Genomic DNA, 14,579 nt, shown 5'->3' on the forward strand with positions numbered 1-14,579 from the left:
CAATGAGGACCGAGGACGAGCGAATCGAACTCCTGCAGTCCCTCGACCTGAAGGAGTACGAGGCCACGGCGCTCGCGCACCTCCTGTCGGCGGGCCGGACCACCGCGCCCGACGTCGCCGAGGCGACCGGTATTCCGAAGGCCCGAGTCTACGACGTACTCGCGTCGCTGGGGGAGCAGGGGTACGTCAAGGTGATTCCGGGCCGTCCGAAGGAGTACCAGCCCAAATCGCCCGAGGCGGTACTGGAGCGGGCAAAGGAGAACCGCCGGCAGGCCTACGAGGACTACGTCGGCGAGGTGGAGTCGCTGCGGGAGGACGTTCTCGAGACGTTCGGGCCGCTCTTCGAGCAGGCCGACGAGGACGTGACGCCGACGGCGGAGCTGTTCCACGTCGTCGACGTCGGGGAGCCGAGCGAGACGGAAACGCGGAGATTGTACAACGTCGCAGAGGAGACGGTCTACGTGATCACGAACAGCTTCGCGTACTTCGACGCAGTGGAGCCGGCGGTGCGGGATGCGCTGGATCGTGGGGTAGCGGTGTCGGTGCTGTTGCTGGATCCGGCGCATCTGCCAGAGGAGAAGGCCGAGGTGCAGTCAGCGATCGTCGAGCGGATTTCGGCGGAGTATCCCGGAGTGGAGTATCGATTCAGTGAGGAGCGATTACCCTGGCGGGGGACGTTCGTCGATCCGGGAGGGGACTACGAGAGCGGACAGGCGATTTTCCTGACCGAGGAGCCCGACGTGCCCAATCACCGGCGGCAGGCGGCGATTACGGAGAACGGATCGTTCGTGGCGGGGATGAAGCGGTACTTCGATCTGGTGTGGGAGTATGAAAGCAGGGATGACGTGTCGAGATCGGGCTAAGCCGTACGGGAGGCGCTGAACCGTCACACCCGAGACGTGGGTGAAAAGCGACCCCGCAGGCATTTTAACGGTCGGACTGTTGCTCGAAGGTATGAACCTCCTGGTGGCCGCGACAGTCGGTATGCTCGCTGTCGCTGCAGTGCCCTACGTGCTCTATCTTGGATTCTATGCCCTGATTCGGCCATCGGGCTCACCTGCGAATAAAGAGGCCCAGGAGCCGACGTTGAGCATCGTCCTGCCGACGTTCAACGAAGAGCGAATCGTCGAAGGCAAACTAGAGCGGATCTGCTCGCTCGACTATCCGATGGATAAGGTAGAGGTTGTGGTCGTCGACGCCAGCGATGACGAGACACCGGATCGAATTCGTGATTTTTTCGCGAACAGGGAGTCACCCGAATTGACCCTGATTGAGGAAGAGACCCGTCGGGGTCTCGCCCTGGCGCTCAACGACGCGTACGCCGCCGCGAGCAACGAAGTAGTCGTCAAAACAGACTGTGATTCGGAAGTAGCCGATGGCGCTCTTCGGGAGGCCGTCGCCAATCTCGCCGACCCCCATGTCGCTGCTGTGACCGGTCGAAACGCAGAGGTGCTAGGTGGTAGCGACGTCGAGTCCGGGTATCGTGGCGTCCAATCGTACATCCAGACGCTCGAGTCACACCTTGATTCGACACTGATCTTTCACGGCCCCTTCTCCGCGTTCGAGAACGACGCAATCGTCCCGATCGACGAAGACTCGATCGCCGATGACACCGAGCTCGCGCTAAAGATTCGTCGTGGCGGCCAACGGGTACTGTTCGACCCCGCCATCCGGTACCGAGAGGCGGCACACTCGGCGTTTCGAAAGCGACGCAAGCAGAAGGACCGACGGGCGATGGGTCTACTTCGCTTGCTGGTCCGCAACCGGGACGCCCTGGGACGGTACGGACGGTACGGCCGCGTCGTGCTGCCATTTAACTGGTGGTTCATGATCGTCTCGCCGTGGCTCCTCGCGGCGACGCTGTTGACGGGAACAGTTGCAGGTGTGTCCGTCTTCGGTCCGGCGGGACTGGTCCTGCCGCTCGCAGTCGGTGGGTTCGTCTTCGCAGGATCGCGAGATATGCTCGGACCGCTTCAGGCACTGTACGCGGTGTTCGACACACAGGTGTCGCTCTTGCGCGCGGCAATCAAGCTCCTCGCCGGCAAGGGGAGTGCCGTCTGGGAGATCGACTCGGAACTCCGGGAGGCGTACGAGTGAATATCCTGCAGGTCTCACCGCGGTACCCGCCACACACAGGTGGCGTCGAAAAGCAAGTTCAGGAGCTGAGCGAACGTCTGGTCGATCGCGGACACGAGGTGACGGTCGTGACCGCAGACGCGAGCGACGACGTCGAGAGGCGGGAGACCCGCAACGGCGTGATCGTTCGGCGCCACGGCTCGCTCACACCCGAGGGAGCGATTCACTTCGCGCCAGGAATTCGGCGCGCCGTCCAGCAGCGTGACGCAAATCTCGTCCACGCCCACAACGTCCACTCGCTCCCACTGCCGATCGCGTCCTTCAGTGCAAACGCCCCGGTCATAGCAACGGCGTACTATCACGGAGCGAGTTCGAGTCGGTGGCGAAACGCCCTCTGGGTTCCGTACCGTCCGGTTGCTCGCCGGGCGCTCCGTCATGCACGTACGGTGACTGCCGTTAGCGAGTGGGAGCGCCGAACGATTCGAGACGACTTCGGCGTCGATCCCGAGGTAATCCCGATCGGGCTCGAGACGGCCAAGTTCAGGAATGCAACGCCGATCGACCGCGACCGACCGTACCTCCTCACCGTATCCCGGCTGGAGGAGTACAAAGGGGTCCAGCACGCTATCAGAGCACTTACCGAGCTACCGGAGTACGACCTGCTCGTCGCTGGCGACGGCCCCTATCGGGACGACCTCAAGTCGATCGCGAGCGAGGTCGGCGTCGCCGACCGGGTGGAGTTCCTCGGCAATCTCGATCACGACGTTCTCCCCGGATACTACGCCGGTGCCGCTGCGTACTGCTCCTTCTCTGAGTTCGAGAGTTTCGGGATTACCGTCGCCGAAGCGCTGGCGAGCGAGACGCCGGCGGTTGTTCTCGAAGCGACCGCACTGGCCGACTGGACGAAGCGATCGGACGTCGTCGGAGTATCGAACGTGGACACGGAAGCCGTGGCAGGCGCCATCGAGGACGTGATCGGTCGGGATGCGCCCTCGGCGAGTATCGCGACCTGGGAGGACACCGCCGATCGATACGAGGACCGCTATCGAGCGACGATCGAGAGTGAGTAACTCCACAGTGCCCGATTGTGAGCGGATGTAGCGGGTCGATATTATTGAGGCAGCGCTTCAGATTCGATTCAGCTCTCGAATAGCCCACCCGAGAGCGAACAGCATTTACTGTGCGGGGTCGGGAGTACTGGCATGCGCATCCTCTACCTCACCGAAGAGGCCATATCCTTTCGCGACGCGATGGTGAGGGGAGGTGCAATCCACGTCCGAAACGTCGTTGAGGGGCTGCGAGAGCGTGGTCACGAGGTGCATCTCGTCGACTGGAACGACGCTCCTGAACGGTCGTTTCAGCATTCGATCCATCCACGAACGCGGTTCGTGGATGGACCCCTCCGGACGGCACGCAGGGCGATGCAAGTCGCACGGGCCGAAGACGTGGACGTGATACTCTCGAAGACCCGGAAGACGTACCTCCCGGGACTTGTCGCTGCCAGGCGGGTCGGTGTGCCCCACGTCGTGCACGTGGGCGTGTTGCCAGAGGCGACGCGAGCGGGGTTCGTCGAGCGACTCGATACTGCGTCGCTCCAGGCACGTCTGCGAGCACCGCACGACGGATATTTCGTCGTCTGCGAGGCCGTCGCTGGCGTCCTCCGTGGTCTGGGCGTCCGTAATGACCGCATCTACGACATCAAAAACGCCGTCGACACGGAGGTCTTCTCACCCGACGCGGTGTCGGAGTATCCCGACTGGCTCGAAAACACTGTTGCGGGCGCTGGCGAGAGATTCGTCGTCGGCTACGTCGGCGGTCTCCAAGTGTATAAAGGCATTCGGGACTTGATGCCGGCGATCAGGCGATCGGACGATGATGTACAGATATTCATCGCCGGCGACGGCCCACAACGCGGGTGGCTCGAAGCCGAACTCAAGGGGCGGGGATCGTTCCTTGGGTCCGTTCCGTACGATTCGATGCCGGCCGTCTACGACGCGATGGACGCTCTCGTGTTGCCTTCCTACACGGAGGGGCTCCCACGTGTGGTGCTCGAAGCGCAGGCGATGGCGACGCCGGTGATCGCATCCCGAGTTGGAGGAGTACCGGAGGTCGTGGAGGACGGTGAGACGGGCTTCCTCTACGAGCCGGGTGACGCTGTGGGACTCAGTGACGCCATTGACCAAGTCGCCTCGGGAGAGGATCTCCGGCGACGCATCGGGCAACGTGGCCGTGCGAACGTCGTTGAAAAGTGGTCGTGGGTTCAACTCTACGATCGATACGAGAAGTTTCTCAAACAGATCGTTAGATAGCATGAATGAGAAACAACCAACCGACGACCTCAACGACGTGGACGAGAATCGGATCCCTGGCGAGGCGCCAGCTTCTGCGGATACGACCAAGTCCTCGCTCACGAAGGATCAGGCCGTCCGGGATGTCGTCAAGGGCGCTGGCGTGGTCTACGGCGGGCTGGTGGCGCAGATGGCGCTGGCCTTCCTCGCCCAGCGCTTCGCAGCGGTGCATCTTTCGATTAGCGGCTTCGGCGGACTCACAACAGGAACGGCGCTGTTGAACCTCGGCGGGATCGTCGCCGGCCTCGGGTTGTCCTCCGGACTGACGCGGTACCTTCCTCGTGTCGAAGAAGAGGAGAAGCGGCCGATCGTGACGTACCTGTTTGCACTCACGATCCCCATCGGCGTCGGCCTCGCCGCAGTTACGGTACTCTATGCAGACTTCATCGCGGCTGAGATGTTCGGTGATGCCGGCGTCGCGGTAAGCATCCAGGTCTTCGGTGCGGCCATCCCCTTCGCCGCGATAATGAACCTCGCGATCGGCGGAATTCGCGGTCAAAAGATCTCCCGCTTCCGCGTCTACGTGCGGAACCTCCTCCACCCGGCGTCCCGGTTTGCCCTCATCATCGTCGCAGTTTTTGTGGGTGCCGACCAAGCGGGTTTCGCGTTTGCCTATGCGATACCATTTGTGGTCGGGGCAGCCATCGCTTCGGTACTTTTCGAGCGAACGTTGCCCGAGGCCAGTGACTGGGACGGCGGACGAGAGCGGCTATCCGAGATCATTCGTTACTCCCTACCATTCACCGTCTCAGGGCTCGCATCTTTCGTTTACCGGTCCATCGACATCTTCCTCTTACTGTACTTCGTCGGGAGCACCGCCGTCGGGATCTACGGCGTCGCCTATGCGATGGCACAGATGATGGGTATGTTTTCAACCGCATTCAATTACCTCGGGACGCCCGTGTCGAGCGAACTTGAAAGCGAGAATCGACTTGACGAGGCGATCACAGTTCAACGGGGTGTCGCTCGGTGGTTGGCCATTGCGAGCACTACTGCGCTTATACCGATGGTCCTCTTTGCTGATGACCTAATTAGAATCATCTATCGTTCAGGATACTCCGAAGGAGGCCTAGCTCTTGCGATTCTAGCGGTCGGGTTCGCGTTAAAAAATGTACTATTGACGCATGGCCCACTGTTAGAAGCACTGGGACTTTCCAAGCTATCTGCAGTTAATACCACGTCAGCCGCCTTAGTCAACTTCGGACTCAATCTATGGCTCATACCACGGTATAGCTTTACTGGAGCTGCAATTGCGACGACAATTTCACTCTTCGTACTCGGCCTTCTACCAGTGATTGAGATTGCATATTATTCCGGTTCAACGGCAATTGGTTGGAATGTGATAGCACCGGTTGTCCTGGCCATCCCCATAGGTATTATAGCATTCATTGTCTCCTCACAGATACCTGCGACCATCCTATGGATTACTATATTTGGAGTTGGCTTCGCTGGATGCTATGGCGCCGCAATCATCGGTATATTGGGGTTCACTCCAACCGAGGTAATGATTCTGCATTCAATTCAAGATAAATATGTATCTGATAACACCATTATTAATAAGATACTCCAGAGATTCATTTGAGTAATTTAAAACCCATACGGGTGGAATGGCTTGATTGTTGATCCGTCAATCATTAAGCGACAGAACTAGATATGAGATACAATGAGCCCTTCACTCGCACACGCAATCCCCGAGATTAAGAAGAATTATAATTCTCTTAATTGGTGGCGAAACCGAGTGTTCGTCCCACACATCGTCGGACCGGTGACCAGATTAAACCCACAATGGCCAAGTTATCAGGATGCAATTCATGTAATGGATGAAGAATGGGACAACTTGATCGTCCTTGACGCTTGTAGAGCGGACGAATTTGAGAAAGTTGCTAACCTTGATCAGTTTGACAGTTATGAAAGAGTCGTTAGCCTAGGGAGCCACTCTAGCGAGTGGACACGCCGGAATTTCGCGAATGACGAATTTGGTGATACGGTTGTGGTTTCTGCGAATCCTCATACTGCGAAAGTGGCTGGTAACTCTTTCCACGATATCATACCACTCTGGGAGGTGGCGTTTGACGACGAAGAGGGGACCGTCCTCCCTGAGGATGTCGTTGAGGCAGCTCTCGAAGCTTCCGAAAAGTATCCTCAAAAGAGACTTATCGTTCATTTCATGCAACCACATGCGCCCTTCGTAGGTACGGAAATCACCGATATAGATGATCCAGAGAACTATTGGAAGGCATATCGCGATACTCTTGAGTACGGGCTATCCAATGCGATCGATCTTGCCGAGGAGCTCTCTGGTCGCACCGTTTTTACTGCAGACCATGGAGAACTAAATACAGGAAAAATTCTGAGTACGTTGGGTATTGATTGTCACCGGCCAAAACTCCGCCACCCTGGATTGGTTGTCGTCCCTTGGGCCGTGATCAATGGGGAACGACGTGAAACGAGTACTGATTCAGTTCGAAGCGCAGAAAGCGGAGTGATAAACGATAGACTCCGCGATCTCGGTTATAAAGTTTGAGCAAGCAATATTGTTACATCTAATCAGTCTATATTACCGATCGGCAACCGTTACTCAACGTATCCCAAATCTCGGAGCCTATCCTTCGTGTCGCGGGATACCGAAACATTCGGGTTATCAGCCTCGCTAGCCTCTACTTCCTCTAAATGATCATCCAATATAGATTTCATTCTATCCACTACTTCAGGGTTTCCCGTGGAGACATCCTCGGACTCCTTAGGATCATTGCGCAGATCAAACAATTCAAGTTCATCGGAATCCATCCACCAAATTAATTTCCACCGGTTCGTTCTACTTGCTAAAGTGGTCGGACTGCCAGTACAGATTGCCACCCTATCATCGTCATCACGGCCACCCGCGTCACTGAGCAACTTATTCACTGTATCACCTTGCACGGCATCTGGAGTTGACACATTTAGAGAATCATAGATCGTTGGCCCAATATCAGCCAGCTCGACTTGGTCGGAAACGGTCCCCATGTGAGAGGAGTTAGGATTATTCATAATGAGGGGGACCCGGACTAGTTCATCGTAGGGGTTAGGATGATGACCATAATAGCCGTGTTCACCAAATGACTCACCGTGGTCAGCAGTGATTGTAACATGAGTCTCATTGAGCACCCCCTGTTCAGAGAGCTTATCAAGTAGCCGACCGATTTCATAGTCAGTATATTTTACTTCACCGTGATACAAGTCGAGGAGCAGGTCACGATCCGACAGCCCTTCCGGATTCTCGTGCATTTGGCCATTAATTCTCGCTATTTGTCGGTTCTTAGGAAGATCTGCCACGAGATCTTGTAGATGCCGACGCGGCGGCATGAATGGATAGTGTACGTCCATATAATGTAACCACAAGAAGAATCGCCGATCTCTGTCACGTTCTTCTAGCCAGTCAATTGCATTATCGGTAATCGTCGTGGCATTAGCATAAGCGGCTGTTCCTGTAGACATAGAGAATAGGTGCCACCCTCGACGGAGCCATGAATATAGCAAACTATTGTTATCGATCCGTTCCTCGATATAGTTTTTGGCCCGATTTATTAATCCCATATCAGAATCATTGGTATCACCCCCGATATCGTTGAAACTGTCGAATCCCCGGTCGTAGTTCATATTTGGACCAAGATGCGGATTTGAGTGGTATGCTACAGTCACAAATCCTTCATTGGAAAGATGTTCAGCTAAAAACGGTCGAGACTCATTGAGATACTGATACCCACCATACATCAATGGATATGTGCTGGTGAGGATGCTTGGGAAGCTCGAAGGCGTGCTCGAACCGTTTGCAGCTGCATTTGTGAATTGAACGCCACTCTCGATAACCTCGTCTAAACGAGGAGTTACGGATTCGCCATATCGGGTAGACCCAACTGCATCTGCTCTGAGACTATCGATCGTGATTAAAAGGGCGTTCTGACACTTCATTAGTGGATTCAGGTTCGACGCTCCCAAAAACTCAAGGATTTCAGTGAGTCGATTTGTTTCGTTTCAAGCGCACATACGAAATATATCACATCGGCACTAAAGTGGACCTTGCTAAGATAAAATAGAATTTTCTGTAGATATATTATTATGATTAAAATTTCATTATGTGAATTCAAGCTAGGTCCCCCAAAAGTAGCGTTTCATATGCGTTCGCCAGCCCCTCGATAGTAAACTGGCGATCAAGCGTGACTGAACTGTAATTTCTTCGGAGTAGTTTTGAAAGCTGGTTGTCTTGATCAAATGTCTCTGTTGCGATGAGCGAGCATTCACCAACATCACGCGCAATTGACGGAGTGCCACACGCTGTAGCCTCTAAAAGCACATTCGGAAGACCTTCATGTAGCGATGGATGAACATAAATATCTGCCGCACGATAGTAATCGGGGAGTGATTCATGGTCCAATCTGCCTAAAGGTTCAACACACGGCGTCGCTTCTAATTCATCCAGCAGTGGTCCGTCCCCGATGACGTACCAGCGTATAGGGTCTTGGCCTTTTGCTAGTTCGGCAGCGGTTCGCTGGATAGTCTTTGCACCTTTTCTCCGGGACACGCGGCCCACTGTAAGAAACACTCGTCCTTCGTTAATCAAGGGCATCCCTAGTTTCGACCGGATTTTAGCTCGCGTTGATTCTGATACTGGGGAGAAAGATTCGGTGTCTACTGGCTGTGGGACTTCATGGACGTTCCTATGTCGGAGCCTGTGAGCGAGTGCCTCACGCCCTTCTGGGCCAAGGGCAACAACATCATCGCCGAGATGTGTTGGAATCATGCTGATGCAATTCTTGAGGCCAAATAGCTGCAGCTGCTTAGAAAGTGTTGAAGCAAACCGGAATTCTTCGAAGTCCATTCCCGCCACTCTAACTACGGTTCTTGTTCTTGTCAGCGAACCGGCAATTGCCGCCGCCGTTCCATGTGTTGGGAAACGGGTTAATTGGAATAGAACGTCAGGAGACCGATTTTTGACATATCTTCGGAGGCCTTGAGCCAGATCGATTATCTTCTTTCGTGCACTCCCCGGGTTCCCAAGACCGGGGTTGATCATTCGGTAGCCATCTACATCATCGATTCCAGACCCCCCAATTAAATCACAATTAAATGAAGTTTTTGCAATATCAAGTGCTTTTCGTATATTATAAAGGAGAGTTCGGACGTTACCAGGCAAACGATATCCTCCAACGAGTCCTACGCGAACTGAATTATCCATATCGGCACTATGTGCAAGGACTCATATAATGTATGTTCTTGGAAGATTCCATAGATAGTCAGATATATTTTGCTAATTGGAAATATCACAACCCAATGGAGTATAAGTTCGGGCCGGGATTTTTTTATCGAACAATTATCGACAATCATATTCTCTATTGAAAAAGTCTATAAATTGATCTGGATACCTGGGCCTGAAACCCAATTGGATATCGGAATTGGAAAAGTGATAGAAAATTATACGAGAGACTTCCTTTGCACTGAGGCCTATAGTTAGGTACTTGGGACGTGACCCATCTAACCATGCATGGATCAAATGAAGGACGAGAAACCCAACGAAGCTGAGAATGTCAAAGTAGATCTTGGTGGAGGTAAAAATCCACTCGACGACCACATTAATGTAGATTTGAGAAAGTTGCCAGAAGTAGATATCGTCGCAACTGCGGATGATCTACCGTTCGCTGATTGTACCGTCGACCGGATCCATGCAAACTCTCTTGTCCCTCACATCGACAATCTCAATGCTGCCATGGATGAATGGTCGCGAGTGCTCACTGAAGGAGGTGAGCTTGAACTCGCCGCAACACATGCAAATAGTACTGGTATTGTTGCGGATCCGGATCACTATTCATGGAGTTGGACCTCAACCACACCAGGATGGTACGACATCGACAGTGAATGGGCATACTATAGTGATACCGAATTACAGCTCGAAGAGGTAGACGTAGTAGGCTGGCTACGTCCGGAACGTTGGTGGATTCGCCCGCCTTCATGGCTTTTTGGGATTCTGATTGATTGGGTGAGCCATGAAGTGGCGGATGAGTTGATAAAATTACCTTTCGGCGGTGGACGCGTTCGAGCTACTTGGAGGAAACCGAAATAACGTATGATGTCTCAACTTCTTAACAACGACATAGTGGATGACGTTCGAGTTGATCGTGTTGTATTGGTACTCGTAGACTGTTTGCGATTTGATGCTTATCAGTCATCGATGCCTAACCTCCGGAGACTTGCTAATGAACATATCGAATTTTCCGATCACCACTCTCTCGGCCCAATGACTCCCGCCAGCGTACCGGCCCTATTTCAATCACGTCAGCCCATCGAACATGGAGGGGCCGGAATGGCCCTACGTGAAGACATTCCATCGATTGCTGAGGTTCTTTCCAGAGAAGGTGTGAACACCGCAGGGTGGCACTCGAATACATACGTGTCTGCTGAATCCGGATATTCTCGAGGATTTGATTCATACGTCGACTTGGGCGAAACCGGCACCGAGAATGATGAAGAGAGATCAAACAGAGGGGATATCAGTGAAATCTTAGCTCGCCTCAATCTCCAAAGTGTCGCAGAGAGTGTTTTGGATGCTCTGAAACGACAAGGCCTTATCCAATGGACCAACCAACCGGATGCCGAGGAATTTTTCGATAAGTCGATGTCATGGATGAACACCGGTGAGCAAGAATTCCATTACATACATCTTATGGACCCTCACTTTCCATACTTTCCCCCGGCTTCATACCGCAAGGAGAACTCAAAGACTTTGTATAACCTCAATCAACTGATACAGGACGATCCGAGTCAAATTGATCATTCAGAATTGGAGATATTACGTTCAACGTATCTACAAGAGGTCTCCTACGTAGACGATAGGATAGCAGAGTTCGTAGATTATCTACGTTCGTCTGGCGAGTGGGATTCAACCGCATTAGTAATAACTGCAGATCACGGTGAATTATTCCGAGACAAGACACCTCCTAGCGGAATGGAAGATATCACACATCCAAGTTACTGCTGTGAAGAGCTTATTCACGTTCCTCTTGTCATCGCTGGAGGAGGAATACCAAACAACTCAATTTCTAAAGTTACAAGTGCTGAAGATGTTTCGCCGCTAATTTGTGATTTATTTGGAGCTGAAATCCCACCAGAGTGGGATCGCGATGAACTATTCGAATGTCCAGTGGCTGTCTCCTCTTCCATGCATCAACGTGAAAAAGGTGTAACCATCTCAGAGGACTTTGTTCATATTAGCGTTCGTTCGGACCAAGAAACAATCCTATGGTGGAGTAACGAAACCCCCACCGAGTATTATCACCGAGACAATGGGGAAGAGCGAGTTTCACATAATGAGATTGACGAAAAGAAACTTCATTCAGTATGTGAGACAGTATCATTGTGGGCAGACTCAATTGACGAGCAAACGGATATTGGAGGAGAAGTAAGTGAACGATTGAGACAACTTGGGTACGTCGAAGATTAATGTTCAGAAGATAACGAATCTAGTCGCAAGCGGGCATATTCGGAGGCGGTGATGTATTGTATCTTATCATCAGATGTTGAAAATAACCTTTCGACACGCTGCCGAAATTCGGCACCGCCCTGATTATTATTAGATATTGCATCGAATGGGTGCATGTAAAAAGAAACAAAGTCGGTGGCTGAAAGGAGATATTTGATCGCCTTTGTTCCTGAACAAAGCAAGCGGTCTGTTTTCAATGTATTTGCAGTAGCTGTCACCGTTCCGCGCAATCCGTAACGAGAAAATAAAGGAATCTTATCAAATGTCGTTGGTATTTCGAATATCCCATCCCAATTGAAAGGTTTCGATCGTTGAGTTATGGATGAAGGGAGATGCTGAGTATATCTCATGTTCACAGAAGCATCGACCAAGAATCCGAGATCCCTCAAGATTTCAATAGTCGCTTCGGAGGCACTGTGGCGACCCGCGCGAAAAGAGCGAATGGAATCTGGGTCCACACCGATAGCGTCGGCTATTGCCCCACGCGTCGAACTAATCACCTCAGATTGAACGTTCGGTGGCAGTTCCGCTAATTGGTCATGATCGTAACCGAATTCCTTTGGATGTACATGAACACCTATCTCATGTTGATCTGCTAGCTCCGATATTAATCCAGGTATTTCTGTTGCAATTCTGTGAGTCGTGAAAACGGTTCCTTGGGGGATTGTGTTGCTAAACCAATCCATTACCTCTCGAATCCCCCGAAGTCCGCCATCCAGATTGGGTTCAAGATCGACAGAGAACACAATGTGATTTGGGAGAGTCATGAACTATCCTAAAAGCTTCAGGGATATATGCCTCCGGGATGAATCGGTTAAACGGCCGGGGGCCCATTGTGATCATTTAATAATAATTTGATGAGAAAGCACCAGATGATCGAACACTGCCTATTTTATTTGATTCTTTATAGATCAGATACATTCCCGCCAGCCTTCGTTATTTCCGTCTAAAACCGTTTCGGGCATTTATTATTGGATTGGAAATATATGGGCCACATCAACCAGAATTGTAAACATATATATCACTGCAAATAGCCCAGATCCTCAAGACGGTCCTCAACTCCATCACTACCCTGCCGATTCAAGAACTCCGGTGTGATAGGATCGCGGAATATCGGTTCCTCACCGTCAAAGAGGGCCAACGGCATTCCGTCGACGTCTTCGGGAATCGGGCAGCCGACCGAGTGGAGGACGGTCGGGGCGACGGCAGTGATCGGGACCGGTTCCTCGACCGCCGACGCAGTCACGTCGGGACCGTCGGCGAGGAACAGACCGGTCCGAACGTTCTCCGCACGCCAGTGACTGACGTCCTCAAAGACGGGGTTGTCACCGATCGCGCCGCTGGTGTGAATCCCCGGCGTCTGATCGAAGACGATCTCGGGTGCGTCCTCGACGTAGGGGCCGTCGTACGCCTCCTCGCGGGTGAGGACCTCCCGGGCGATCGGCGTCCCGGAGACGTCGCTCTCGAGGTCGGCAAGGCGGTCCATAATCTCGTCGCGCGTCGACTCGGCGCCGTCGAGTACGTATATCAGGCCCTGCCCGCTTGCAATCGCCCGGCTCTTCGACCAGTCCACCCGGTCGAGTTTGTGCTCGCGCTTGGCACCCTCTTCGTCCATCGGGACCTGACTCTTGACGAACTCGGGCGTAATCTTCGCGATCAAATCCTGGGCTCCGAAGCGCTCGGCGATCTTCAGGACGCGCTTCTTGTTGATACCGAGGCGTTCGAAGGCTGAGGTTGCGTCAGTCTTGGTGTGCAGGAAGCCTTCCTGCTCGAGCCAGGTATTGGCGTAGAACATCGTGTCGATCTCATCACAGCCGTGGTCCGAGAGGAGGACGAGCGTCGCGTCAGGGTGTTCTTGACGGATCGCACCGAGATGTTCGTCGATGACCTGCCACGCCCGGTAAGTCGGTTCGTCACGCCAGAAGTAGTGCTGGAGCACGTTGACGTAGAAGACCGTGCAGTGGGCAACGTCGACTTCCCGTTCATCGAGCAGTCGGCGGTAGGTTTCCAGCCGCTGGTCGATCAGGTCAACAACGGCGTCTGCGGCGTCTGTGTCCTCGGAGGATGTCACCGCCACATCGGGATGGACATCGTACCCCGCCGCGTCGAGTTCGTCGCCAAGATCCGGCGGCGTCGTGTAGTCGGTCTGCTCGCTCCCGGGGCCACCGGCGACCATGAAGCCATCCAGTTCGAACGGTGGGTAGCTCATCGGGAGGTTCACGACACCGGCAGTCTGCCCGTCTTCGTTAAGGTAGTCCCAGAAGTTCGCACTCTTGAACGAGCGAGAGTTCGGCGTCGAGAGCGTTCGGTTCTCGGCGTCGATCTTCTCCCACCAGTAGACACCGAGTTTGCCGGGGTTCTTCCCGGTCGAGTAACAGCGCCAGTTCGGACAGGTCACCGGCGGGAGGCAGCTCTGTAAATCTGCGTCCACTCCAGAATTTCGCAACGACGCGATGTTCGGAAGGTCCCCGTCGTCGAGCCACGGCTGGAGCAGGTCCCAGTTCGCTCCGTCGAGACCGACGACGACGGTGTTTGGCATGGGCCAATCTAAGAAACGACCCCTATTTACCTGTGGTGGAGTCGAGAGACGGACTCGGGGTATTTTTACCCCCTGGTCAGTAATCCGCCCCCATGTACGGTCCAAT

At 53.6% G+C, this 14,579-nt stretch carries 12 protein-coding genes; 8 read left to right on the forward strand and 4 right to left on the reverse strand.

Features of this window, described 5'->3' with window-relative positions:
* Positions 1–2: 2 nt before the first annotated feature.
* The 6 genes from L593_RS04890 to L593_RS15535 all read left to right on the forward strand — a co-directional run bounded on the left by L593_RS04890 (position 3) and on the right by L593_RS15535 (position 6,948).
* Positions 3–863, forward strand: coding sequence for a TrmB family transcriptional regulator (locus L593_RS04890; RefSeq protein ID WP_020445828.1), 861 nt, complete (start codon positions 3–5; stop codon positions 861–863).
* Positions 864–954: 91 nt separating this feature from the next.
* On the forward strand, positions 955–2,097 hold the full coding sequence (locus L593_RS04895; protein ID WP_020445829.1) for a glycosyltransferase: 1,143 nt from the start codon (positions 955–957) through the stop codon (positions 2,095–2,097).
* Positions 2,094–3,146, forward strand: coding sequence for a glycosyltransferase family 4 protein (locus L593_RS04900; RefSeq protein ID WP_049893861.1), 1,053 nt, complete (start codon positions 2,094–2,096; stop codon positions 3,144–3,146). Before L593_RS04895 ends, L593_RS04900 begins: the two co-directional genes overlap by 4 nt.
* Before the next feature lie 132 nt (positions 3,147–3,278).
* Positions 3,279–4,385, forward strand: coding sequence for a glycosyltransferase family 4 protein (locus L593_RS04905; protein ID WP_144060698.1), 1,107 nt, complete (start codon positions 3,279–3,281; stop codon positions 4,383–4,385).
* Position 4,386: 1 nt separating this feature from the next.
* Complete coding sequence (locus tag L593_RS04910; RefSeq protein ID WP_020445833.1) at positions 4,387–6,006, forward strand: flippase; 1,620 nt, start codon at positions 4,387–4,389, stop codon at positions 6,004–6,006.
* 81 nt (positions 6,007–6,087) lie between these two features.
* Positions 6,088–6,948: a hypothetical protein gene (locus tag L593_RS15535; protein WP_144060699.1), complete on the forward strand. Its 861-nt coding sequence runs from the start codon at positions 6,088–6,090 to the stop codon at positions 6,946–6,948.
* Between the two features lie 50 nt (positions 6,949–6,998).
* On the opposite strand, the gene L593_RS15265 is transcribed toward L593_RS15535, so the two are convergent.
* Positions 6,999–8,372 (reverse strand): sulfatase, encoded by a 1,374-nt coding sequence (locus tag L593_RS15265; protein ID WP_020445835.1) that lies wholly within the window; start codon positions 8,370–8,372, stop codon positions 6,999–7,001.
* A gap of 172 nt (positions 8,373–8,544) precedes the next feature.
* Positions 8,545–9,636: a glycosyltransferase gene (locus L593_RS15270; protein ID WP_081638645.1), complete on the reverse strand. Its 1,092-nt coding sequence runs from the start codon at positions 9,634–9,636 to the stop codon at positions 8,545–8,547.
* 306 nt (positions 9,637–9,942) lie between these two features.
* Here L593_RS15270 and L593_RS15275 point away from each other — a divergent pair, with 306 nt between their 5' ends.
* Both L593_RS15275 and L593_RS15280 read left to right on the forward strand, forming a co-directional pair.
* Positions 9,943–10,518, forward strand: a complete 576-nt coding sequence (locus tag L593_RS15275) for a methyltransferase domain-containing protein (protein WP_081638646.1) — start codon at positions 9,943–9,945, stop codon at positions 10,516–10,518.
* Positions 10,519–10,524: 6 nt separating this feature from the next.
* Complete coding sequence (locus L593_RS15280) at positions 10,525–11,895, forward strand: sulfatase-like hydrolase/transferase (RefSeq protein ID WP_255347068.1); 1,371 nt, start codon at positions 10,525–10,527, stop codon at positions 11,893–11,895.
* Here the strand turns inward: L593_RS15280 and L593_RS15540 are convergent.
* Both L593_RS15540 and L593_RS04920 read right to left on the reverse strand, forming a co-directional pair.
* Complete coding sequence (locus L593_RS15540) at positions 11,892–12,680, reverse strand: polysaccharide deacetylase family protein (RefSeq protein WP_187292639.1); 789 nt, start codon at positions 12,678–12,680, stop codon at positions 11,892–11,894. The genes L593_RS15280 and L593_RS15540 overlap by 4 nt on opposite strands.
* Before the next feature lie 275 nt (positions 12,681–12,955).
* Positions 12,956–14,473, reverse strand: coding sequence for an alkaline phosphatase family protein (locus L593_RS04920; protein WP_020445837.1), 1,518 nt, complete (start codon positions 14,471–14,473; stop codon positions 12,956–12,958).
* Positions 14,474–14,579 lie beyond the last annotated feature (106 nt).

The organism is Salinarchaeum sp. Harcht-Bsk1 (assembly GCF_000403645.1).
Classification (GTDB): Archaea; Halobacteriota; Halobacteria; order Halobacteriales; family Salinarchaeaceae; genus Salinarchaeum.

What these genes read in the sequence shown, in the direction of transcription:
- L593_RS04890 (WP_020445828.1), top strand. Translation starts at nt 3, where the DNA reads ATGAGGACCGAGGACGAGCGAATCGAACTCCTGCAGTCCCTCGACCTG.
- L593_RS04895 (WP_020445829.1), top strand. Translation starts at nt 955, where the DNA reads ATGAACCTCCTGGTGGCCGCGACAGTCGGTATGCTCGCTGTCGCTGCA.
- L593_RS04905 (WP_144060698.1), top strand. Translation starts at nt 3,279, where the DNA reads ATGCGCATCCTCTACCTCACCGAAGAGGCCATATCCTTTCGCGACGCG.
- L593_RS04910 (WP_020445833.1), top strand. Translation starts at nt 4,387, where the DNA reads ATGAATGAGAAACAACCAACCGACGACCTCAACGACGTGGACGAGAAT.
- L593_RS15535 (WP_144060699.1), top strand. Translation starts at nt 6,088, where the DNA reads ATGAGCCCTTCACTCGCACACGCAATCCCCGAGATTAAGAAGAATTAT.
- L593_RS15265 (WP_020445835.1), bottom strand. Translation starts at nt 8,372, where the DNA reads ATGAAGTGTCAGAACGCCCTTTTAATCACGATCGATAGTCTCAGAGCA.
- L593_RS15270 (WP_081638645.1), bottom strand. Translation starts at nt 9,636, where the DNA reads ATGGATAATTCAGTTCGCGTAGGACTCGTTGGAGGATATCGTTTGCCT.
- L593_RS15275 (WP_081638646.1), top strand. Translation starts at nt 9,943, where the DNA reads ATGGATCAAATGAAGGACGAGAAACCCAACGAAGCTGAGAATGTCAAA.
- L593_RS15280 (WP_255347068.1), top strand. Translation starts at nt 10,525, where the DNA reads ATGTCTCAACTTCTTAACAACGACATAGTGGATGACGTTCGAGTTGAT.
- L593_RS04920 (WP_020445837.1), bottom strand. Translation starts at nt 14,473, where the DNA reads ATGCCAAACACCGTCGTCGTCGGTCTCGACGGAGCGAACTGGGACCTG.